This window comes from Brevundimonas naejangsanensis (genome assembly GCF_000635915.2).
GTDB classification, from domain to species: Bacteria; Pseudomonadota; Alphaproteobacteria; order Caulobacterales; family Caulobacteraceae; genus Brevundimonas; species Brevundimonas sanguinis.
In genome coordinates this window covers 1,654,888-1,676,759 of the sequence record NZ_CP015614.1, presented here as the reverse complement: position 1 = coordinate 1,676,759, position 21,872 = coordinate 1,654,888, and the positions used below count along the sequence as shown (strand labels likewise).

The window sequence follows — 21,872 nt, the reverse complement described above, 5'->3', positions numbered from 1 at the left end:
AAACGGGCGGGGCCGTTTCAGGTCAGATCTACAGCAGGACGATGGTCGCCAGGCCCAGGAAGATCAGGAAGCCGAAGAAGTCGGTCGTCGCCGTCACGAACACGGCCGAAGACACGGCCGGGTCGAACTTCAGCTTGGCCAGGGTCAGCGGCGTCAGCACCCCGACGCTGGCGGCGACCAGCAGGTTGAGGATCATGGCCGTTCCGATGACGGCGCCGATGCGCCAATCCTGGAACCAGAACCCTGCCGCCATGCCGATCAGCGGCGCCAGGATGAAGCCGTTGGCCAGGCCCACGGCCATCTCGCGCCAGAAGGTGCGCAGGGCGTTCGATGCGTTCAGTTCGCGCGTCGCCAGGGCGCGCACGGTGACGGTCAGGGCCTGCGTCCCTGCATTGCCGCCGATGGCCGAGACGATGGGCATCAGCACGGCCAGGGCGACGATCTGCTGGATGGTGCCCTCGAACAGGGCGATGACGCTGGCGCCCAGGACGGCGGTAAACAGGTTGATGCCCAGCCACGGCACGCGGCCGCGCACGATCTCCAGCACGCTGGACGAGCGGTCCTCGTCCGAGACGCCGGCCAGACGCAGGATGTCCTCGCGGTTCTCTTCCTGAATGATGTTGACGACGTCATCGACGGTCAGCTGGCCGACCAGCCGCCCGCCCGTATCGACCACGGGCGCCGAGATCAGGTGATACTTCTCGAAGATATAGGCGACCTCTTCCTGATCGACGTCGACCTCGATGACGTTGACCGGCTCCATCAGTTCGGTCAGCGGAGTGGTGCGCGGGCTGCGCAGCATCCGGCTGATGGCCACCCCGCCGACCGGGCGGTTCATCGGGTCGACGACATAGATGTCGAAGAAGAGCTCGGGCAGGTCGTCGCCCTGGGCGCGGACGTGGTCGATGGTGTCGCCGACGTTCCAGAACTGCGGCGCGGCCATGAACTCGCGCTGCATCAGGCGGCCGGCCGAATCCTCTTCATAGCCGAGCGAGGATTCGATGGCGGCGCGGTCAACCTCGGGCATGGCGGCCAGGACGCGCTCGCGCTGATCGTCCTCAAGGTCTTCGACCACCGAGGCGGCGTCGTCCGAATCGAGCTCCTGCAGGGCTTCGGCCAAGGTGGCCGAGGGGACCCGCTCCAGCACCTGCTCGCGGATGCCGTCGTCCATTTCGGGCAGGGATTCAGCCAGCAGGTCCGGCGGCAGCCACTGGACCACGACCGAGCGATGCTCGGCGGTCAGAAAGCCCATCAGATCGGCGACGTCGGCGGGGTGCAGGTCTTCCAGCAGGCTGCGCAGGCGCAGGCCATCGCCGTCGTCCGCCGCGTCCACCACTTTTTCGACGAAGGCCGCCGTCAGGGCGTAGTCTTCACCGAGGGCGGCGTGACTTTCGTTTTCCAGCTGGGCGTCTTCGGGGCGCAGAGGGGCAAGGTCCGTGTGGGTCACGTGTCTGCCTCCTCTGGAGTTGGTTGTCAGCCGTATCTAGCCGAGATTCGCCCTGTCAGATCAGATGGTGCGGTCGAGAAGACTCGAACTTCCACGGGTTGCCCCACAGCGACCTCAACGCTGCGCGTCTACCAATTCCGCCACGACCGCTCGCATCGGAGGGCGGGCAATAGCGGAGAGAGAGCGGAAAGAAAAGAGCGTTTTGCGGAAATAGCAGAGACAGGCGCATTTCCCTCTCCCGCCGGGAGAGGGAAGACTTAGGCGGCGCCGGCCATGAAATCATAGACATCCGCGGGCCGCGTCACCGTGATGGCGATGCGGTCGTCGCGAATCTCGATCTCGCCGCGCGCGACCGGGTGGTTGTTGGCCAGGATCCAGACCTCGTCCCTTTCCGAGGCGTCCAGCGGGATCACCGCGCCACGGCCCATGCGCAGCAGCTGCTGCATAGGCAGGACCGAACGGCCCAGCACGACCGAAATCTCGACATCGACGGCTTCGATCTGGCTCAAAGAAGATACTCGCAAATCACCGGGCGACCCTTGCGCCGCCGCGTTCGGCCCCACATTGAGGGCATCATGCTTGCCGACCCGTTAAACTCTGCCCAACACAGCCTGCTCCGCGAGGATGAGCGCCCCGTCCAATGGGCGCTGTCGTCCGGCTATGTCGAATACGCCGCCGCCGAAGCCGCCATGGAGGCGCGCGTGGCCGCGATCGCGGCCGGCGAGGCTGAGGAGCTGGTCTGGCTGCTGGAGCATCCGCCGCTCTATACGGCCGGGGTCTCGGCCAAGGACGACGACCTGCTGGCGCCGGATCGCTTTCCTGTGCACCGGACCGGGCGGGGCGGGCAGTTCACCTATCACGGGCCTGGCCAGCGCGTGGCCTATGTGATGCTGGACCTGAACAAGCGAGGCAAGGACGTGCGCGGCTTCGTCCATGGGCTGGAGGACTGGATCATCGGCGCCCTGGACCGTTTCGGCGTCGAGGCCGGAATGCGCGAGGGCCGCGTCGGCGTCTGGGTCGAGCGCAAGGGCGCGGGCTGGAGCCGTGAGGACAAGATCGCCGCCATCGGCGTCAAGGTCCGCAAATGGGTCAGCTTCCACGGGATCAGCCTGAACGTGGAGCCGGACCTGGACCATTTCGGCGGCATCGTGCCGTGCGGCATCACCGAGCACGGCGTGACCAGCCTGGTCGATCTGGGGGTGCTGGCGACGATGGACGAGGCGGACGACGCGCTGAAGTCGTCCTTCCAGCGGGTGTTCGGCCCGGTTCAGCCGGGCGTCGCGCCGCTGTGACGCCGGGCGCCGGGCGCGGCGCCGTAGCGGTTAAAGGCCTTTTGGCCCGGCAGGACCCCCAGGTCGACGGCGACGACGGCCAGTCCTGCGACGGCGATCCAGCCGAGCAGGGTCATGGGCTGCGGCCAGGCCAGGGCGAAGGCCAGCAGGACCGGTCCGCTCCACCAGCCTGAGCGCCCCCGGTCATGCAGGCGCTGCGACAGGATGCAAAAGCCGCAATAAATCAGGGCGGCAGCGATCAGGGCGTGAAGCCAGCCGGACAGGCCGAGCACGAGGTCTACGACGGTCCACAGGCCCAGCAGGACGGCGGCGCCCGCCATGAAGCCGCTGCGTCCCACGCGGCCGGTCGAAGTCAGGAAAAGGTCGGTCAGGGCGATCATAAGCGTCGTCTTTTGACCTCATTGGCGGCTGCGGCGCCAGCCATCAAATGGATCAGGCGCGAGCGGAAGCCGCGCGCGGCGAATAAGCTGCGCAATTCGCCGCAGGGGTGGCGACGGCGCCGTTAATGAGTCTAAAACCCGGCGATACCGCGTTTTAGACGGACACCGGGAGATTCCCTCATGCAACGCCTGCTTTCCGCGTCGGCGGCCGCACTGGCCCTGACCTTCGCCGCCTCGGCCGCCTCGGCCCAGAACTTCAGCGATCTGGCGCGTCAGGATCTACAGGCTATGCACGCGGCCCTGCGCGACAACCATCCGGCCGCCGTGACGCCGGGCGAGGCCAGCGCGACGTTCCGCAGCTGGTTGGACGCCGGCTTGCAGCAGGCCCAGGCCAAGGCCGGACAGGTCAACAGCGGCGACAGCCACGCCTATCTGCTGCGTTGGTACGCCAACGGCTTCCGCGATTCCAACATCGCCGCCCGCCCGACCTATGAGGGCCTGGGCCCGTATTTCGCCACCAGCTGGCCGGGCGTGGCCACGGCCTGGCGCAACGGCCAGTACGTCGTCTCCTATGTTCAGGACGGCGTGCGCGGCGCGCCGCCGCTGGGCGCCGTGCTGAAGAGCTGCAACGCCGAGCCGATCGAGGACCTGGCCAAGGCCAAGCTGGACCAGTTCGAGGGCGACCTGACGACCGAAGCCGGTCGCGTCCGCAGCGCCCCCTATCTGCTCTGGAACCGCAACAACCCGATGACGACGGGCGTGCCGGGGACCTGCGAGTTCCAGGTCGGCCGCCGCACCCGCAGCTTCACCCTGTCGCCGCAGCCGGCCACGGCCCAGAATCTGGAGGCCGCCTATCGCGCCTCGGTCTATGTGCCTTCGGGCGCGCCGCTGTCGGTTCAGATGGTCGACGGGCGTCCGTGGGTCAGCGTTCACTCGCTGGCCGATGACGCGGGCTGGGACGCCTTCTTCGCCCAGGTCGAGGCCCAGTCCGCCGCTATTCGCGGGCCGCAGGGCTTTGTGCTGGACCTGCGCGGCGCCAACGGCGCCTCGGTCAACGCCACCTCGCGCGGCTATGGGCTGGCGAACCGCATCTGGTCGCCGGAATTCACCGTCAGCCGCCAGCCGGAAGCCGGTCAGATCACCTATCGCGCCACGCCGGGCAACCGCCAGTGGTTCGCCGACACTCTGAACCGGATGCAGTCTGATCCGCGCTTCGTTCAGGAATCGGGCGCGGTGATCGAACAGACCCAGGCCATCGTCGCCGCCTTCGACAGCGCTATCGCCGCTGGCCAGCCGACCTTCGTCATGCCGGGCCGTCCGGCGACCCCGGACACCGGCGCCGCCAATCCGGTGCAGGGCCAGGTGGTCGTGCTGGTGGACGCCGGCTGCTCGGGCGGGTGCCTGGACACGCTGGACCTGCTGAGCCGCCTGCCGAACGTGCGCATCGCCGGTTCGACCACGGCCGAGGACACCATCTTCATCGAGCCGACGACCCTGCGTCTGCCGTCCAACTACGCCGACCTGAGCTATGGTCATAAGGCGTGGACGACGCGTCAGCGCGGCAACAACTCGCCCTACGCGCCTGCAGGCGCGCTGGCCTACACGGGCGACGCCACGGATGAGACGGCCGTTCGCGCCTGGGTCGCCGGCCTGTTCGGCTGATCGCAACCATCTAAATCAGCCTATCGAGGGCCGGACGGTGGAACGACCGTCCGGCCCTTCCTATTTTCAGACCATGACCCAGACCGAATCTCACGCCGCCATGCGCTCCGCCTCCGGCTATGACCTGACGCCTCCGACCGACAGCCAGCGCGTTGCGCTGGAGGCCGACCTGTCGCCGGAAGAGAAGCGCGTGCTTCTGGCGCACGGCACCGAGGCGCCGTTTTGCGGCACCCTGCTGGGCGAAAAGCGGGCAGGGGTGTTCTGCTGTCGCGAATGCGGCCTGCCGCTGTTCCGGTCGGGAACCAAGTTCGAGAGCGGCACCGGCTGGCCCAGTTTCACCGAGCCGGTCGATCCGGCCCATGTCCGCGCCGTGCGCGACGACAGCCACGGCATGGTGCGCGTCGAGACGCGCTGCGCCCGTTGCGACAGCCATCAGGGCCACGTCTTCCCAGACGGGCCGCCGCCCACGGGCCTGCGCTACTGCATCAACTCGGTGGCGCTGAGCTTCGTGGCCGAAGGCGAAGCCTTGCCCGATCCTTTGGGGCGCGGCGACGGGACCGCCTGACCTTGGCCGCATTTAGGGGTAGGGTGGTTGTGAACGGGAGTAGATGCGTATGCTGATCGAACTCATGACCGCCTCCCTCTTGCTGGCGAGCAATGATCCCGAAGGCGTGGTTTCGACCGCTCCGCGCGCGGGTTCGGGCGCCGTGCCGACCGCCAGCGCGGCCGCCCTGGCCGAGACCGTGGGCGAGGCCTCGCCTGCTGTGACGCTGCAGACGGCGGCGCCGCACGGCCTCAGCACCGAAGACCAGATTTCTCGCTGGATCGGCGAGCGCAAGGCGGGTTCGCCGCCGCCGGTCGAGCAATGGGCCGACGCCTGGGAAGAGGCCGCGCCGCGCAAGATGCACGGCGAGGTCAGCGCCGGGATCGGCACCGGCGGCTATCGCGACTTCGCCGCCGCCGTCTCCATGCCGCTGGGTGAAAACGGCACGCTTAACCTGAGCGTCAGCCAGACCAAGAACGCGCCCTGGGGCTATGGCTACGGTCCCTACGGCTATTATGACGCGGGCCGCTATGGGCTGAACGGCTACGGCTGGCGCGACGCCTATGGCGCCGTGCCGGGGCCGATGGGGGTGCGCAGTCCGCATGAACGCCCCAGTCGCATCCGCCCCTTCAGCATGGACGAGCGGCAGGCTGACCCCGCGCGCGACCGGGATGGCGACGCCGGACGATAGTCAGACGGGCGATAAAGTGCGTCCCATAGGCCACGCCGACCTTTTTTAGGGCCGGGCGTCGCATCGTCGCATTCCCTTGATAGCGCCTGATCCCATATGCCCTCGTGCAAAGGATCAGTATGGACAGTTTGCTTAGTTCGGCCGCCGACTTCATCGCCCGCAACGCCATGTGGGCCGGCGTGATCCTTGGCGCAGTGACCTTCTTTGAGTCGCTGGTCGTGATCGGCGCCTTCGTGCCCGCGACGGGCCTGCTGGTCGCCGCAGGCGGACTGGTGGCGGCCGGCGTGCTGGATCCCTTCACCGTCATCGGCGGGTGCGTGATCGGCGCCGTCATGGGCGACGCCATCTCCTACTGGATCGGCCGGCGGCTGGGCACGCGGGTGCTACGTCATCACCTGCTGGTGCCGCACCGCCGCAAGCTGGCCTGGACGCGCCTGTACTGCCGTCGCTACGGCGTGGCTTCGATCTTCATCGGCCGTTTCTTCGGTCCCTTGCGCGCCTTCGTGCCGGTGATGGTGGGCGTGCTGCAGATGCGCCAGCGCGTGTTCCAGTTCGCCAACGTGACCTCGGCCTTCGTGTGGGTGCTGGCCATGCTGGCGCCCGGCTATCTGGCCGCCAAGGGGCTGGCCCGACTGGAGATGATGAGCGAGGCGCACAACCCGACCCTGTGGCTGCTGGCCTTCGGCGCGGTGGTGGCGGCGCTGGTCCTCGCCATGCGCTGGCTGAAGGGCCGCGCGGCGCGGCGCAACGCCCTGCTGGAAGCCTCGGTGCGCGGACTGGGGGAGTAACCTCAACTCGCTCATTGTGCGGTTGTGGGGCGCAGGGGCGAGAGGCCGGCCCTCGGCCATCCTCGGGCTTGTTCTGAGTTGCGTCTGTTATCGCCGCTCATCCCGGCGTCCTTCGGGATGAGCGGGATGAAAGGGCGTGATCAACGCCCCAACTGAACTGCTCACGAAAAAGGGCCCGGCGGATGCCGGGCCCTTTCGCGTTCCTGCCGTGCGGCGGGATCAGTCGTGGGTGTGGCCGTGGCTCTCGGCGGCCGTAGCCGTGCCCGAGGCGCTCCAGGCCTGACCGTCTTCGCTCTCGAACCAGAATGGCTTGCGCTGAGGGCCGCCGACCTCGTTCATGTGGTTATCGTAGAGGCGGCCGTTGATCATGGTGTGGCTGATCTTGGTCGAGTCCCGCAGGTTCACCAGCGGATTGGCGTCCAGCACGACCAGATCGGCCAGTTTACCGGCCTCCAGCGAGCCGATGTCCTTGTCCATGCCGAGCGCGCGGGCGCCGTTGATGGTGCCGACACGCAGGGCTTCGTGGGCGCTCATGCCGCCCTGTTCGAACATCCACAGCTCCCAGTGGGCGCCGAGGCCTTCGCGCTGGCCGTGGGCGCCGATCTGGACCGAGACGCCCTGATCCATCAGCCGCTTGGATTCGCGGGCGATGGAGATGTGGTTCAGCTCTTCCGGCGGGGTCTTCACCGGACGGCGCGAACGGTCGTCCAGAATGCGGCGCGGGACATACTGGCTCAGGATCGGGTCCTTCCAGACGTCGGTGACCTCATACCAATGGTTCTCGCCCCAGGCGCCGCCGAAGCCGACGATGAGGGTCGGCGTATAGGCCGTGCCCGTCTGCGACCACAGCTGGACGGCGTCGTCGTACATGCGCGCCACCGGCACCGAGTGCTCGATGGTGGTGTGACCATCGACCAGCATGCTCATGTTGACGTTATAGAGCGAGCCGCCTTCCGGCACGACCATCATGCCCAGTTCGCGGGCGGCCTGCAGGATCTGCTGGCGCTGTTCGCGGCGCGGCTGGTTGTAGCTCTTGACGCTCCAGGCGCCGGCGGCCTGCATCCGGCGAAGGTGCGAGCGCGCGTCGTCCAGGTTGTTGACCACGGCCGTCGTCGGCGTCGCGGCGCCGTAGAGGATGGTGCCGGTCGAGAAGATGCGCGGCGCCACAACACGCCCGGCCTTGGCCAGTTCGCTGTGGGCGAAGATCTCGCTGGTGTCGTTCGACGGGTCGTGCAGCGTCGTCACCCCGAAGGCCAGGGCGGCGTAGTTCACCCAGCTTTGCTGCGGGATGATCTCGTCGGAGCCCATGCGGCCGTGCCAGTGGGCGTCGACCAGTCCCGGGATGATCGTCTTGCCGGCCATGTCCATCACGCGGGCGCCGGCCGGAACCGTGACCGAGCCGCGCGGGCCGATGGCCTCGATGCGGTTGCCGTTGATGACGACGACGCCGTCCTCGATGACTTCCTCGCCCTTCATGGTGATCAGGCGGGCGCCGGACAGGACGGTGACGCCGCTGGGGCGGGCGTAGTCGGCGGTGAAGCCGATCTTGATCCCATGCTCGGCGGGCTTGGGCAGAGCTGCCGGAGCGCCGTCGACGAAGGCGAAGCTCTCGCTCAGCGGACGCGAGAACAGCTCCGGTCCCAGAGACCACTGCAGGCGGCTGGAATCGCCCGACCAGTGCAGCCATTCGCCCGCATCGCGGGTGACGCGCGTCTGCGGCAGGGCCTTGGTGTCGGCGCCGACCGTGATGGCGCGGCCCGTGGAGGCGAAGGGCGCGATATAGGCGTTGAAACGCTCGGTCCAGGCGATCCACTGCTCGTCCGGCGAGACCGAGAACTCGGCCGCCCATTCGCTGCTCAGGTGGTTGCGCACGTCGCCGCCCGACAGGTTCATCGAGCGCAGGACGCGCTTGTCGCCCTCACGCGCGCTGACGAAGATGCGGTCGTTGCTGGCGCCGAACTGCGGCGTCGTGCCCGAATCGGTGATCTTGACCGGTTCGCCGCCGCGGACGGAAACGCGGTAGATGCCCGGCTCGCGGCTCCACAGGGCCGAGCGCAAATAGCCGTCGCTGGACGTGCGGTAGACGACCGTCTGGCCGTCCGGCGAGAAGCGCGGCTCCAGATAGTGGCCGGGGTTGGTCGTGATGGTCCGGCCTTCGCCGCCTGCGACGGGAACCACGCGGATGGAGCCCAGCTTGTCGTCGTTCCAGGTCGTGTAGACGATCGAGCGGCCGTCGCGCGACCAGGACGGATACAGCTCGAAATGATCGCTCTGGCGCGTCAGGCGGCGCGGCGTTCCGGCCACGCCGTTGCGCAGGTCGCGGACCCACAGATTGCCCAAGGCCTCGAACACCACCTTGGAGCCGTCGGGCGAGGTCTGCGCCCAGCGGATCATCTTCACTTCGAACTGGTCCGGCGCCACCTCGACGGGGAAGCGGGCGGTCTCCTGCACCCGGCGGGTGTCGGTGACCCGGAAGGGGATCTCGCTGACGGCCTTGGAGGCCACGTCGATGCGGCGGATCTTGCCGCCCGCCCAGATGACGATGGAGCCGTTGTCCGGCGTCCAGGCGAAGCCCGGATAGACGCCGTGGATGGCCCAGGTCTCCTGCATGTCGCGGTCAAGGCCGTCGTAGATCGGCGTCTCGCGGCCCGATTCCAGGTCCATGACGTAGAGGACCGACTGGTAGCGATCGCGACGCACGAAGGCGAGCGACTTGCCGTCCGGCGATGGGGTCGGGCGCACCGAGCCGCCCGGGCCGGTGACGAAGGGTTTGATCTCGCCCGTCTCGCGATCCAGTCGACGGATCACATAGAGCTGGGTGTTCGGGTCCTTGGAGTAGTCGAAGACGCCGCCCGGCGTGGCGTCGTCGCTGAAATACATATAGCGACCGTCGGGCGAGAAGGCGGGCTCGCCCGTGTCCTTCTGCTGGGTGCGGCGCTCGGTCAGCTGCACGCCGCTGCCGCCGCCCGAGCGGTGGTACATCCACATCTCGCCCGCGCCCAGCGAGCGTGAAGAGGTAAAGTGCTTGCGGCCGACGACGAACTGGCTGTCCGGCGTCCAGGCCGGGGAGTTCAGCAGGCGGAACGTTTCATTCGAAACCTGGCGCGGGTTGGAGCCGTCGCGGTCCATGACCCACAGGTTTTCGCCGCCGCCACGGTCCGAGGTGAAGGCGATGAACCGGCCGTCCGGCGAATAGCGCGGCTGCATGTCCCAGGCGACGCCCGAGGCGATGGGGCGGGCTTCGCCGCCGCCGATGGGCATCACATAGATGTCGCCCAGCAGGTCGAAGACGATCTCGCGGCCGTCAGAGCTGACGTCGACAGCCATCCAGGTGCCTTCATCGACGTTGATGTTGATGTCGCGCTGGGCGCCGCCGGTTGGGTTCTGCACGTCCCATTTGGGCGTGGTCGCCGAGTTCGGATCCTGGGCGAACGCCGGAAAGGCTACGGTTAAAGCCGCAGCCGTAGTCAATAGAACGCGCTTCATGAAAGCCCCCTCGGCTATCAAACGTATACAGATGGGGGCGAGGCTAGCGGCAGCGGCCGGACCTTGGCCAGTCGGGATAAGACCGATAAGGCCGAATATTCTTCGGAGAAGTCTCGGGACCCCTGCGCGCCTGTCCAAAAGCAAAGCCTGCAGCCTGCTCTGTTATCGGCAGTGGCGCAGTAGATCAGGATTTCAGGGGCCAGAAATGGCCGGAGCCCAAACCCTTGCAGGTTTGGGCTCCGATGGTGCCGCCGGGCAGGATTGAACTGCCGACCTCAGCCTTACCAAGGATGCGCTCTACCACTGAGCTACGGCGGCGGGTCACTGAGGAAGCGGCCGTATAGCCAAAGGTTTTGGCCGGGCCAAGCCAAAAATGCACGCTTGATCAAAATCTTTCGGCGCGGTCTGCTGCGTCCATGGATAAGCCGACTAAAGACGCTGATGGGGCGGGCCCCGAGGCCGCCGTCCCATCTTCACCTGCACCTGCCGCCGCAGCGAAGGCCGAGCGGGCGGCCCGGTTGGCCGCCGCCCTGCGTGCGAATCTGCGTCGCCGCAAGGCGCCGGGCGCGGGCGGCGCGCGCCCGGCCAAGGAAAGCAACTGAAAGTCATCCCTCTTGCGACGTTCCGGCCTTTCGCCGGCGCCGCCAGGCTTGCTAGATAGCCGGTTCGCCGGGCCGTAGGGGTCCGAGCCCCCCAGGACTTCCCCGATACTCATGGACAGCATCGTCATCCACGGCGGCCACCGCCTCAACGGCTCCATTCCGGTCAGCGGCGCCAAGAACTCGGCGATCAAGCTGATGGCGGCGTCGATTCTGACGGATCAGCCCCTGTTGCTGACGAATATGCCTCGCCTGGCCGACACGCGATTCCTGGGCCAGCTGCTGCGCCAGTTCGGCGTGGAAGTGACCGAGCGCGACGGAGCGGACGGCCAGGAGACCCTGTTCCACGCGCCAGAGCTCACCTCGACCTTCGCTCCCTATGACCTGGTGCGTCAGATGCGGGCTTCGTTCAACGTGCTGGGGCCGCTGCTGGCGCGCACGGGGCACGCCAAGGTCTCCCTGCCGGGGGGCTGCACCATCGGCGCCCGTCCAGTGGATCTGCACCTGCAGGCGCTGACCGCGATGGGCGCGGCGATCGAGCTGGAAGAGGGCTATGTCTCCGCCACGGCGCCCAAGGGGCTGCGCGGGGCCGAGATCGAGTTCCCCTTCGTATCAGTGGGCGCGACCGAACACGCCCTGCTGGCCGCCGTGCTGGCGAACGGAACCACGGTGCTGAAGCGCGCGGCGCGCGAGCCCGAGATCGGCGACCTGGCCCGCTGCCTGATCGCGATGGGCGCGAAGATCGAGGGCCTGGACACCGACGTGCTGACGATCACCGGCGTCTCGTCCCTGTCGGGCGCGACCTGGTCGGTGATTCCCGACCGGATCGAGATGGGCTCTTATGCGCTCGCGGCGGCTATGGCCGGGGGCCAAGTGCGCCTGACCAAGGGGCGCGCTGACCTGATCACCGCCCTGACCGACAAAATGATCGAGGCGGGGGTCGAGATCGAGCCGACTGACGACGGGCTGATCGTGCGCCGCGATCCGACGCAGCGGCTGAAGGCGGTCGACGCCACGACCGAGATCTATCCGGGCTTCGCTACCGACCTGCAGGCGCAGTTCATGGCCCTGATGACGACGGCCGAAGGTACGAGCGTCATCCACGAAAACATTTTCGAGAATCGTTTCATGCACGCGCCGGAACTGGCGCGTCTGGGCGCCGACATCACCGTCCACGCCGGCCAGGCGGTGGTGCGCGGCGTCGAGGAGCTGAAGGGGGCGCCGGTGATGGCGACGGATCTTCGCGCCTCCATGTCTCTGGTCATCGCCGGTCTTGTGGCCGAAGGTGAGACGACGGTCGGCCGCGTCTATCACCTGGATCGCGGCTTCGAGCGCATGGAAGAGAAGCTAGGCGCCTGCGGCGCCGATGTCCGACGCATCAAGGGGGAGGGCGATGAGCACTGACGGCGAATCCATCCCTGATCCGGTGATCGACGGCGATGGCGGGGAGGCCGCGCCGATCGCGCCGCTGCGCCTGCTGGCCGAGGACGCGGACGACCTGCAGATCATTTCGGCCGCGCTTCAGGATGCCATCATGCGTCCGGTCGACATCCGCTGGGAAAAGGAGGCGCGGCGCCTGACCGTGGTCCTGTCGCGCTTCTGTTGGGAATGCGGGGGCGCGCGCGTGATGGCGGCCATGCAGTTCGGGGACGTCCAGGCGGTCAAGAGCCGCCGTCTGCCGCGCCTACCCGATCAGGCGCTGGAGCTGCTGGCGATGGACTTTCAGCCGACCGAGGCGCCAGGCGGCCGGGTGTTCATGATGTTCGCTGGCGGCGGAGACCTGCGAATCGACGTCGAATGCCTGGACGCGGTCCTGACCGATCTGTCCGAGCGCTGGCCTGCGCGGGTGGCGCCCACCCATCTGGACGAGGCGGGCTGATGAGCGCGACGCACAAGCTGACGGCGATCGAGATCGACAACGCCTCCCTGCCGGCCGCGACGGCTGAGATCGAGCATGAGCGCCGCGTCGCCATCTTCGACCTGGTGGAGCAGAACCGTTTCGTGCCCGAAGGCGCCGCAGGGGGCCCCTATGCGCTGAAGCTGTCGTCGCAGGACAATCGCCTGGCTTTCGAGATCACCGGCCCGGATTTCAGCCGCACCCATGTCCTGTCGCTGACGCCGATGAAGACTGTGATCCGCGACTACGGCCTGATCTGCGAAAGCTATTACGAGGCGTTGCGCGGCTCTTCGCCCAGTCAGATCGAGTCGGTCGACATGGGGCGCCGGGGCCTGCACAACGAAGGCGCGGCCCTGCTGAAAGCGCGTCTGGAAGGCAAGGTCGAGATGGACCAGGAGACCGCCCGGCGGCTCTTTACTTTGGTCTGCGCGCTCTATCGTCGGGGCTGAACTCGACTATCTAAGCGTTTTGGTGCATTAGGCGCCCTCACTTTTACGGCTCGCGCTCACGCCCGGCGCGAGCCTTATGCCGTATTCACCGGGCGAGAGAGGCCGCATGGCTAAGGAAGAACTGCTTGAGTTCCCCGGCGTGGTCAGCGAATTGCTGCCCAACGCGACGTTTCGCGTGACGCTGGAAAACGATCACGAGATCATCGCCCACACTGCGGGCAAGATGCGCAAGAACCGCATCCGGGTGCTGGCCGGCGACAAGGTGCTGGTCGAAATGACGCCCTATGACCTGACCAAGGGTCGCATCACCTATCGCTTCAAGTAAGGACGCGCGTGTCGCGTCCTGACGCTCCGGCTCCGAGGCTGATCCTGGCCTCGTCGAGCCCGCGCCGCATCGAGCTGCTGGCGCAGATCGGCATTGCGCCCGATGTGGTCGATCCTGCCGACATCGACGAAGCGCCCCAGCGGGCCGAGACGCCGCCGCGTCTGGCCCAGCGCCTGGCCTGTTCCAAGGCCGCTGTCGTGGCCGAACGCCATCCCGACGACGTGGTCCTGGCCGCCGATACGGTGGTGGCTGTCGGGCGTCGCTTGTTGGAGAAGCCCGTCGATGAGGCCGAGGCGACCCGGTTTCTGAAGCTGCTGTCGGGCCGCAATCATCGCGTCTTCACCGGCGTGGCCGTAGTGCGAGGCGGGCGGACCTCCTGGCGGGTGGTGGAAACCCGCGTCAGCTTCAAGCCGCTGTCGGACGGCGAGATCGCCGCCTATGTCGCCGCGGGCGAATGGCGGGGCAAGGCCGGGGGCTACGGCATCCAGGGCCGGGCGGCGGCCTTCATCACCCGAATCGTCGGCAGCCATCCCGCCGTCATGGGGCTGCCTTTGTATGAGGCGGCGAACCTTCTTCGCGGCGCGGGATGGCGAGGCGGGGCGGCCTGATGGCCGATGTCGAGGTCTTCCTGGACGCGGCTCCGGGCGAGACCCGAGGCGTGGCGTTCCGCGACGGCCGCGCCGAGACGCTGATCCTTCATAGAGAGGACGACCGCCCCGAGTATCGCCTGGGCGCGCGCCTCGTGGGCCGGGTGGCGCGGCTGGCGCCGGGGCTGCACGGCGCCTTCGTCGACCTGGGCTGCGGCGAGCCGTTCGGCTTCCTCCCTCTGGGCAAGGCGGATCGCCCGACCGAAGGCGCCAAGCTGGAACTGGAAATCACCGCCGAGCCCCGCGAGCGCAAGGGGCCGGTGCTGCGTCGTCTGGGCGAGGCGAGCGGCGAGCCGCGCCTGCTGGCGCCGGGGCCTGACGTTGAGGCGATCCTGCGGGCTCTCTATCCCGATATGCCTATAGAGACCGGCGCCGCGGCCATTCGCGCCGCGACCGAGGCTCAGGACGAGGCGCTGGCGGGCGGCGTCGTTGTTTCGGAGGTCGGCCTGGATCTGGCGATCCAGCGCACGCGCGCCCTGATCGCGGTCGACATTGATTACGCCCCTGTCGCCGGTCGTGATTCCCGCAAGGGGCGCGAGGCGGTGAATCGCGAGGGCCTGCGCCAGACCGCGCGCCTGCTGGGCCTGACGGGGTGGGGCGGTCTGGCGGCGGTCGATCTGGCGGGCGTGGGCCTGCATCCCGAAAGCACCCTGAACATGGCGCGTCAGGCTTTCGCCGGGACGCAAGGCGTCGCGGTGGGGCCGCTCAGTCGGTTCGGGCTGCTGCAACTGTCCCTGCCGTGGGGCCGAACGCCGGCGGACGAGCGGCTGGCCGGGCCGGGCGCAGCCGAACGCGCCGCCCTGCATCGCCTGCGGCTGGCGCTGGCGACAGATCGGGCGACGCCGCGTTTCACGCTGCATTGCAGCCCGGCCTCTGAAATGATTCTGTCGCCGTGGGCGGCTGAACTGGGGCCGCGCGCCCATATCCGCCCCGACGCCGCACCGGGCGAATTTCATATCAAGGAGGGCTGATGCATGGCCCAGTGCCCCATTTGCCGCCGCGCCGAGTCTGTCGCAGCCTATAAGCCTTTCTGCTCCAAGCGTTGCGCCGACGTTGATCTGCAACGCTGGTTCACCGGCGGATACGCCATTCCCGCCGAAGAAGCGCACGATGATGAAAAAGATCGCGGAATTGAGTGAATTGGCGTCTGGACAGCCCGCCCAGGCTCGCCTATAGAGCCGCCTCTCGCGACGCAAAGCGAAGCCTGGATAGCTCAGTTGGTAGAGCAGCGGATTGAAAATCCGCGTGTCGGTGGTTCGAATCCGCCTCCAGGCACCACTTTCCCCTAAATGATGAATCTTCGCTTCGGCCGCAAAAAAGCCGAAAATTCGTCATGGGCCTAAACTTTTCTTAACAATCGGTAACACTGCAAGTTTGTTGCCGGATCATGACAGTGACGTGCATTTTTTGTGCGTGTCGCGCCGCGCTGCGTCCGGCCGGGGGTGAAAAGACATTTTCCGCCCTTGACGCTAAGATAGGGCTTCGCCAAAGGGACAGGACCGCATTCCTGCTTGCAGGCTGTGGGCGGCGAGATATTGTCTCTGTCGCCAGGTCCGCAGACGTTTCGACGTTTGGAGGATTGCGGCGCCGACCGGCGGGGGAGAAATCCGGCGGGAGGAAAAGATTTCACTGTAAAGGCGCGGCCGACTGACGCGGCCGCCGTCTTGGGTTCCACGAGTCAGACCAAAGCAGGAACTGGCGAAACATGCTCGATAAGAAGACGAATATCCTCCTCGCAATGGCCGGCGCCGCCGTCCTGATGGCGAGCTCGCCGGTTCTGGCGCAGGACGCAGCCGCTCCGGCCGCTCCGGCCGCCGCTTCGGCTCCCGCCGCTGCCGACGCCGCCGCTCCGGCCGCCGACGCCGCCACCCCGGCCGCTGATGCAGCCGCCACGGAAGAAGCCGCCGCCGAAGGTCACGGCGGTGCGGGCCTGACCCCGATCGCCATGTTCATGATGGCGCACCCGGTCGTTAAGGTCGTCATGGCCGGCCTGATCCTGGCCTCGATCTTCTCCTGGACGCTGCTGCTCATCAAGCTGGTCGAGTTCAGCTCGCTGAGCAAAAAGACCAACCGCTTCCTGGAAGAGTACCGCGGTGCTCGCACCCTGGCTGACATCCGTCGCCTGGCCACCTCGGAAGAGTTCGACGGCAACCCGCTGGCCGACATGGCCGCCGCCGCCACCGGCGAAGTGGAGCTGTCGCGTCAAGCCGGCCTGGACGTCGCCGGCGTTCACCGCGGCTCGACGATCGACCGCGCGAACAACGCCATCGGCGCCGTTCAAGGTGGTCTGGGCATCCGTCTGTCGGGCGGCCAGCAGTTCCTGGCGTCGGTCGGTTCGGGCGGTCCGTTCATCGGTCTGTTCGGCACCGTGTACGGCATCATGAACTCGTTCATCGGCATCGCCGAATCGAACACCACCAACCTGGCCGTCGTTGCTCCGGGTATCGCTGAAGCCCTGCTGGCCACCGGTATCGGCCTGTTCGCGGCTATCCCGGCGGTTATCTTCTATAACTACTTCAACACCCGCATCGCTTCGTACGGCGCTCGCGCCGACGGGTTCAACGCTGAGCTGATCAACTCGATCTCGCGTCAACTCGACAAGGGAGCGTAAGCCGAATGGCCGCCAAACTTTCCGGTTCCGGCGGCGGCAAGTACACCGTCGAGGCGAACAGCGAAATCAATGTCACGCCTTTCGTGGACATTATGCTTGTTCTCCTCATCATCTTCATGGTGGCGGCTCCGCTCGCCACCGTGTCGGTGCCGGTGACGCTTCCTCGCGCCGTCGCTCCGCCGGCCCAGAATCCGCCCAAGCCTGTCTTCATCTCCATCCAGAATGGCGGTGAAGTGTGGATCGGCGACTTCCGGACCACGGTGGGCTCGTTGGGCGATGATCTGAAAGTCCAGATCGGAACACGTGACCCTGAGCAGGAGCGGATTTTCATCCGCGCTGACCAGCAAACGCGTTACGGGGACTTCATGCAGGTCATGAACGCCTTGCAGGATAATGGTTTCTACAGTGTCGCCCTGGTTGGCGAAGATCAGTCGTAAGGGGGCGTGACGCAAGCATGACTGCTGAACATCGCGAGCACCGCGACCCTCTGCTCGACGCTCCGAGAAAGAAAAAACTTTCGACGGGCGCAATGATCGGGATCGGCATCTCTATCGCCGTTCACGTTCTTGCGGGTCTTTACCTCTACAAGAGCAAGTTCGAACTCCAGGAGTTCAACTATGTGGACGAGGCTGTAGATGTGGAGCTGATGGCGCCGCCGCCACCGCCTCCGCCTCCGCCGCCGCCGCCTCCGCCGCCGGACACGCCTCCGCCGCCGAAGCTTCAGGTGCGCGAGCCGGTCGTCAACACCTCGGCGCCTCCGCCGCCGGTGACCTTGCCGATCGAGCCGACGAAGAAGGAAGACCGCGTCGAATACACGGGCCCGCCCGTGATCGTCCCAGGTCCTCCGCCTCCGCCGGCGCCGCCCGCGCCGCCGCGTCCTTCGGTGATCACCAACCCGCAGTGGGCTCGCCCGCCGCGTCCGACCGAACGGGACTTCCCGCAGCGCGCTCTTGATCGCGGCGTGGGTGGTTCGGCCACGGTCGAATGTACGGTGACCCCGAGCGGTCGTCCTGAAGACTGCCGTGTCGTCTCGGAAGAGCCGTCGGGCATGGGCTTCGGCGCCGCTGCGGTCCGCATCGTCCAGCGCGGGCAGCTTTCGCCCCGCACGGTCGATGGCGCTGCAACGAACGCCAAGTTCGTGGTCCGGGTGCCGTTTAACCTGGACTAAGCGAGCGATCGCACTGAACGAAAAGAAGCGCCTCGAGGTTTCGCCTCGGGGCGTTTTTTTGTGGCCGTCTTCGGCCTCGAGGTTGGCGTACCAGCAGGGTCATGGGCGTGGTTTATTCCGTCGCGTCATCTTCGGGCCTGTTCCGAGGATCCGAACACGGCGCATGAGCCGTTTGGAGCGATCCGCGCGGATCACGGCTCACGTTGAGAGACTGATTCCTTGCCGCGAAGGCGATGATGAGGCCGGTCCAAGCCGCGCTGCCGCCGCTCAAGGTGAAGAGAGCGTGGAGCCGAGCCGACAGGCTGTGCATTATGGACAGCGATTGCTGTCTGGAGGCCCCATGTCCCACAAACCCATCCTCGTTGCTCTGGCCGTTGGCGCGAGCCTTCTTGGCGTCGGCGTCGGCGGCTGCGCCTATAATGAGGCGCTGGGCCGAAGCCAGTTCGTTCTGATGGACGACAGCGCCCTGATCCAGCAGTCGCAGGGCGCCTGGGCCGAGACGCTGAGGACGCAGAAGGTGTCGAACAACGCCGCCCAGAACGCGCGCGTCCGCCGCGTCGGCGATCGAATCGTCCAGGCGGCGAACCTGACCAATCGTCACTGGGACTATGCGGTGTTCGACGACGCCACGCCGAACGCCTTCGTCCTGCCGTCCGGCCATATGGGCGTGACGACGGGCCTGCTCGCCATCGCCAAGAACGACGACCAGCTTGCCGCCGTGATCGGTCACGAGGTCGGCCACGTCGTTGCGCGCCATGCGGCCGAGCGGGCCTCGACGACGCAGACGACGGGCCTGGTGCTGGGCGCGGTGCAGAGCCGGGCAGGGGACTATGGCCAGGCGGTGCAGGCCTTCGGCGGCCTGGGCGCCCAGTTGGGCGTGCTGCTGCCTTTCTCGCGCAGCCACGAGCTGGAGGCGGATCGGCTGGGCGTCGATTACATGGCGGCGGCCGGCTACAAGCCGTCTGAGTCGCTGACGCTGTGGCGCGCGATGGCGGCGGGGCGTCAGTCGGGCACGCCGGAGTTCGCCTCGACCCACCCGTCGGACCAGACCCGGATCGCCCAGTTGCAGCAGTATATCGCCAGCCGCGGTTGGAACTGACGGGTAAAGAAGATAAAATCCGCGCGAGGGCGAAAAGGCCGCTTGCCCCCGACGGCGAGGCCCGCTAGAGAACCGCCCTCGCGCAGAGATGTGCAGCCTTAGCTCAGCTGGTTAGAGCGCCGGTTTGTGGAGCCGGAGGTCCTCAGTTCAATCCTGAGAGGCTGTACCATTCTCCCTCGAATCGCTTTCGCGATGATCGAGGGAGAATAATGACGATGACGTCGCCGGCGTGGGACCCCCACCAATACAATCGTTTTGAGCGCCAGCGTGATCGCGCGGCCATCGACCTGCTGTCGCATCTGCCGGACGATCTGGACCCGCATGAGGTCTGGGACATCGGCTGCGGCACGGGACAGCATGCGGCCTTGCTGAAACGACGCTGGCCGGGCGCGCGGGTGCACGGGCTGGATTCCAGCGCGGCGATGCTGGAACAGGCGCGCGGCCTGCCGGACGACGTGCGCTGGGTGCAGGGCGATCTGCAGAGCTGGGCGCCGGATGCGCCCGTCGATCTGATCCTGGCCAACGCCTCGCTACAGTGGGCGCAGGATCATGCGGCCCTGTTCCGGCGGATGACCGAGGCGCTGGCCCCGGGCGGCGTGCTCGCGGTGCAGATGCCGATGGCGTGGGAGACGCGCCATCATGCGCTGATGCGCCAGACGGCGGCGGGCGGCCCTTGGAGCGAGCGGCTGAACGGCGTGGACACCATTCAGCCTCTGCTGGGGGCCGAGGCCTATTACGACGCCGTGGCGGGTCTGTGCGAGGAGGTCGACATCTGGTCCACCACCTATCTGCATGTGCTGGAAGGCGACGACGCCGTGCTGGAGTGGATGAAGGGGACGGCGCTGCGGCCCTATCTCACCGCGCTTTGCGAAGACCCAGCCAGCCGCGACGCCTTCCTGACGCGCCTGGGCCAGGTGTTGGGCCGGGCGTTTCCAAAACGTCCTGAGGGAAGGACGCTTCTGCCATTTCCTCGACTGTTTCTTGTGGCGCGTCGGCGCGGCGGCGCCGGTGCAGGGTCTCGACCGGGCCGTTGAGGCTGTCCAGGGCGGCGCGCGCGGCCTCATAGCCGGCGGCGACGCCGGGCTCATAGGCCTTCCAGTCGCGGATATCGACGCCGTCGGAGGGCGGCAGGATCAACAGATCGGTCTCGGCGCGGGCTTGAATACGCTCGGCCTCGCTGGACAGGGTGGCCGCGCGCATCAGGATGGAGACGATTGGCGGGCCGTGCTTCCACGCCCCCGACAGGATCCAGCGCCACCAGGAGGGGGGATTCTCCAGCGCCTTGGCGTCCACGCCGCGCGACTGGGACACGTCGACGCCGACGAGCGGGCCGCTGTTCAACCGGCGCATCACGTCGCTGGGGAAGTTGCGCAGAACGGCGCCGTCGACCAGCACCTGGCCGTTCATCACCACAGGCGGCATGACGCCGGGAATGGAGATGGAGGCGCGCAAGGCGTGGCGCAGCGTGCCCTCGCGGTGCACCTCCAGCTTGCCTGCAGTCAGATTGGTCGAGACGGCGAAGAAGGGCAGCAGCATGTCCTCCATCTGCACGTCGCCGAAGGCCTCCTTCATCAGCGCCTTGACCTTGCGGGCGTGGGTCATGGCGATGATGGGCGGGGCGATATCGGCCAGAGGGTCGGACAGGACGAAGGCCTGGCGGATGTGGTGCTCCAGCTCTTCGTCGGACCAGCCCAGGGCGGGGCCGGCGCCGATGACCGCCCCCATCGAGGCGCCGCCGATGAAGTCGATGGGCGTGCCAGACTCGCGCAAGGCCTTCAGCGCGCCGATGTGGGCATAGGCGCGCGCGCCGCCGCCGGACAGCACCACCCCGACGGAGGAGCCGGTAATCAGCCGGGCGATCCGCGCCGTGTCGTCGAACAGGCCTTCGACCGCGTGGAACCAGCGGCCGGGTTTCAGCACGTCAAGCCAGGCGCGGGTGTTGCTGGGGCGCGGCATCCGCGGGTCGCGCAGCAGGATCAGATCGGTGCGCTGCCCAGCGTCGTCCCATTCGTCGGCCACAGGCGGGGCGGGGGGCGGCGGGCGGTCGGCGGCGCCGACCAGGAAAAGGCGGTCGACTTGACGCGCGCACAGGGCGGCCCAGTTCGGCTCGTTCGCCTCGGCGACATAGAGGACGTAGTCGTGGGCGTCCTCGACCCGCGAAAACCATTCGGCCGCCGATGACAGGGCCGAGCTGTCGATGACGTGGCAGGTCACGCCCCGAGCCTCGACCGCGCGGGCGACGCGCTCGACGAAGGCGCGGATCGGCTTGTCGCGGGCTGAGACGAAGCCGAAGACATTGGGCTCGGTCCCCCCGCCGCGCTCACGCGCGCGGGTCAGCATGATCTGACCCAGTTCCGACATCAGCAGGGGATCAGTGCGCGCCGCGTCGAAGAAGGCCTCGCGCGGCAGGGCCAGCACGTCGCTGTCGCGCAGGGCGACCACGTCCGACATGTGCGAGGTGCCCGCCAGCATGGCCAGTTCGCCGACCGGCTCGCCGGGTTTGATGACCGCGATCATCTGCGGGACGCGGCCGTCGTCGCGACGGAAGACGCCCAGCCGCCCGGCGCGCAGCAGATAGAGGGTGTCGGCCCGGTCGCCGGCGGAAAACAGCCGCTCGCCCCGCGTCAGGGCGAACCAGCTGGCGCGGCTGTCCTGCGCGCCCTCGAAGGCGCGGGTCAGGGCGGCGGCGAGGGTGTCCGGTCGAAGCGGGGCCATGAGGAGGAGATATAGCGGATTTTGTCTTCGGTGAACCGAACGGCTTCCCCCCGGCGCGGAAGCCTCCTAAAC

General features: G+C 67.4%; 22 protein-coding genes, 4 tRNA genes and 1 pseudogene. 20 read left to right on the top strand and 7 right to left on the bottom strand.

All coding sequences use genetic code 11. The annotated features are described in order from the left end of the window. Positions 1–28: 28 nt before the first annotated feature. From mgtE to DA69_RS07920, 3 genes are all read right to left on the bottom strand, one after another. The gene (mgtE, locus tag DA69_RS07930; protein ID WP_025978276.1) at positions 29–1,447 is read right to left on the bottom strand and encodes a magnesium transporter; all 1,419 of its coding nucleotides are present in this window, start codon (positions 1,445–1,447) and stop codon (positions 29–31) included. 65 nt (positions 1,448–1,512) lie between these two features. After that, positions 1,513–1,597 (bottom strand) — tRNA-Leu (locus tag DA69_RS07925). A 107-nt stretch (positions 1,598–1,704) separates the two neighbouring features. Next, complete coding sequence (locus DA69_RS07920; RefSeq protein WP_201105605.1) at positions 1,705–2,010, bottom strand: FliM/FliN family flagellar motor switch protein; 306 nt, start codon at positions 2,008–2,010, stop codon at positions 1,705–1,707. Positions 2,011–2,022: 12 nt separating this feature from the next. Here DA69_RS07920 and lipB point away from each other — a divergent pair, with 12 nt between their 5' ends. Next, entirely contained in the window at positions 2,023–2,739 is a 717-nt protein-coding gene (gene lipB / locus DA69_RS07915; protein WP_025978278.1) for a lipoyl(octanoyl) transferase LipB, read from the top strand. Here lipB and DA69_RS07910 read toward each other — a convergent pair. Next, entirely contained in the window at positions 2,715–3,119 is a 405-nt protein-coding gene (locus DA69_RS07910) for a DUF805 domain-containing protein (protein ID WP_025978279.1), read from the bottom strand. The genes lipB and DA69_RS07910 overlap by 25 nt on opposite strands. 180 nt (positions 3,120–3,299) lie before the next feature. Here DA69_RS07910 and DA69_RS07905 point away from each other — a divergent pair, with 180 nt between their 5' ends. The 4 genes from DA69_RS07905 (at position 3,300) to DA69_RS07890 (ending at position 6,804) form a co-directional block, all read left to right on the top strand. Further along, positions 3,300–4,781 carry a hypothetical protein gene (locus DA69_RS07905; protein WP_025978280.1) on the top strand — a complete coding sequence of 494 codons (1,482 nt, stop codon included), beginning with the start codon at positions 3,300–3,302 and terminating at the stop codon, positions 4,779–4,781. A 73-nt stretch (positions 4,782–4,854) separates the two neighbouring features. Then, a complete protein-coding gene (msrB, locus tag DA69_RS07900) occupies positions 4,855–5,346 on the top strand; it encodes a peptide-methionine (R)-S-oxide reductase MsrB (protein ID WP_025978281.1) in 492 nt (163 codons plus the stop codon). Between the two features lie 49 nt (positions 5,347–5,395). Then, positions 5,396–6,016, top strand: a complete 621-nt coding sequence (locus tag DA69_RS07895) for a hypothetical protein (RefSeq protein ID WP_025978282.1) — start codon at positions 5,396–5,398, stop codon at positions 6,014–6,016. A 119-nt stretch (positions 6,017–6,135) separates the two neighbouring features. Continuing rightward, complete coding sequence (locus DA69_RS07890; RefSeq protein WP_025978283.1) at positions 6,136–6,804, top strand: DedA family protein; 669 nt, start codon at positions 6,136–6,138, stop codon at positions 6,802–6,804. A gap of 219 nt (positions 6,805–7,023) precedes the next feature. Here the strand turns inward: DA69_RS07890 and DA69_RS07885 are convergent, their stop codons facing one another. Together DA69_RS07885 and DA69_RS07880 are read right to left on the bottom strand one after the other, a co-directional pair. Next, positions 7,024–10,290: an amidohydrolase family protein gene (locus DA69_RS07885; protein ID WP_029972681.1), complete on the bottom strand. Its 3,267-nt coding sequence runs from the start codon at positions 10,288–10,290 to the stop codon at positions 7,024–7,026. 243 nt (positions 10,291–10,533) lie between these two features. Next, positions 10,534–10,608: transfer RNA gene (locus tag DA69_RS07880), tRNA-Thr, on the bottom strand. Between the two features lie 98 nt (positions 10,609–10,706). Here DA69_RS07880 and DA69_RS07875 point away from each other — a divergent pair. The 15 genes and pseudogenes from DA69_RS07875 to DA69_RS14895 all read left to right on the top strand — a co-directional run. After that, the gene (locus DA69_RS07875; RefSeq protein ID WP_025978285.1) at positions 10,707–10,892 is read left to right on the top strand and encodes a hypothetical protein; all 186 of its coding nucleotides are present in this window, start codon (positions 10,707–10,709) and stop codon (positions 10,890–10,892) included. A 111-nt stretch (positions 10,893–11,003) separates the two neighbouring features. After that, positions 11,004–12,293 (top strand): UDP-N-acetylglucosamine 1-carboxyvinyltransferase, encoded by a 1,290-nt coding sequence (gene murA, locus DA69_RS07870; protein WP_025978286.1) that lies wholly within the window; start codon positions 11,004–11,006, stop codon positions 12,291–12,293. Further along, the gene (locus tag DA69_RS07865; RefSeq protein WP_025978287.1) at positions 12,283–12,768 is read left to right on the top strand and encodes a DUF2948 family protein; all 486 of its coding nucleotides are present in this window, start codon (positions 12,283–12,285) and stop codon (positions 12,766–12,768) included. The genes murA and DA69_RS07865 overlap by 11 nt, the downstream gene beginning before the upstream one ends. Continuing rightward, a complete protein-coding gene (locus tag DA69_RS07860) occupies positions 12,768–13,235 on the top strand; it encodes a UPF0262 family protein (protein WP_025978288.1) in 468 nt (155 codons plus the stop codon). The genes DA69_RS07865 and DA69_RS07860 overlap by 1 nt, the downstream gene beginning before the upstream one ends. A 106-nt stretch (positions 13,236–13,341) precedes the next feature. Beyond that, complete coding sequence (infA, locus tag DA69_RS07855) at positions 13,342–13,560, top strand: translation initiation factor IF-1 (protein WP_003164348.1); 219 nt, start codon at positions 13,342–13,344, stop codon at positions 13,558–13,560. Between the two features lie 8 nt (positions 13,561–13,568). Then, complete coding sequence (locus DA69_RS07850) at positions 13,569–14,168, top strand: Maf family protein (RefSeq protein WP_025978289.1); 600 nt, start codon at positions 13,569–13,571, stop codon at positions 14,166–14,168. Further along, positions 14,168–15,178, top strand: coding sequence for an RNA-binding protein (locus DA69_RS07845; RefSeq protein ID WP_025978290.1), 1,011 nt, complete (start codon positions 14,168–14,170; stop codon positions 15,176–15,178). Before DA69_RS07850 ends, DA69_RS07845 begins: the two co-directional genes overlap by 1 nt. Positions 15,179–15,181: 3 nt before the next feature. Next, complete coding sequence (locus DA69_RS14355) at positions 15,182–15,346, top strand: DNA gyrase inhibitor YacG (protein ID WP_082891468.1); 165 nt, start codon at positions 15,182–15,184, stop codon at positions 15,344–15,346. Between the two features lie 63 nt (positions 15,347–15,409). After that, positions 15,410–15,485 (top strand) — tRNA-Phe (locus DA69_RS07840). A gap of 427 nt (positions 15,486–15,912) precedes the next feature. Beyond that, complete coding sequence (locus DA69_RS07835; protein WP_025978291.1) at positions 15,913–16,818, top strand: MotA/TolQ/ExbB proton channel family protein; 906 nt, start codon at positions 15,913–15,915, stop codon at positions 16,816–16,818. Between the two features lie 5 nt (positions 16,819–16,823). Then, positions 16,824–17,255 carry an ExbD/TolR family protein gene (locus tag DA69_RS07830; protein ID WP_025978292.1) on the top strand — a complete coding sequence of 144 codons (432 nt, stop codon included), beginning with the start codon at positions 16,824–16,826 and terminating at the stop codon, positions 17,253–17,255. 17 nt (positions 17,256–17,272) lie between these two features. Then, positions 17,273–17,986, top strand: coding sequence for an energy transducer TonB (locus DA69_RS07825; RefSeq protein WP_025978293.1), 714 nt, complete (start codon positions 17,273–17,275; stop codon positions 17,984–17,986). A 340-nt stretch (positions 17,987–18,326) separates the two neighbouring features. After that, entirely contained in the window at positions 18,327–19,085 is a 759-nt protein-coding gene (locus tag DA69_RS07820) for a M48 family metallopeptidase (RefSeq protein WP_025978294.1), read from the top strand. A gap of 92 nt (positions 19,086–19,177) precedes the next feature. After that, positions 19,178–19,254, top strand: a tRNA-His gene (locus DA69_RS07815). Positions 19,255–19,294: 40 nt separating this feature from the next. Next, positions 19,295–19,699: pseudogene (locus DA69_RS14895) on the top strand (methyltransferase domain-containing protein); the annotation flags it as partial. A gap of 241 nt (positions 19,700–19,940) precedes the next feature. Here the strand turns inward: DA69_RS14895 and DA69_RS07810 are convergent. Beyond that, the gene (locus DA69_RS07810; protein WP_025978296.1) at positions 19,941–21,800 is read right to left on the bottom strand and encodes a patatin-like phospholipase family protein; all 1,860 of its coding nucleotides are present in this window, start codon (positions 21,798–21,800) and stop codon (positions 19,941–19,943) included. Positions 21,801–21,872: the final 72 nt, after the last annotated feature.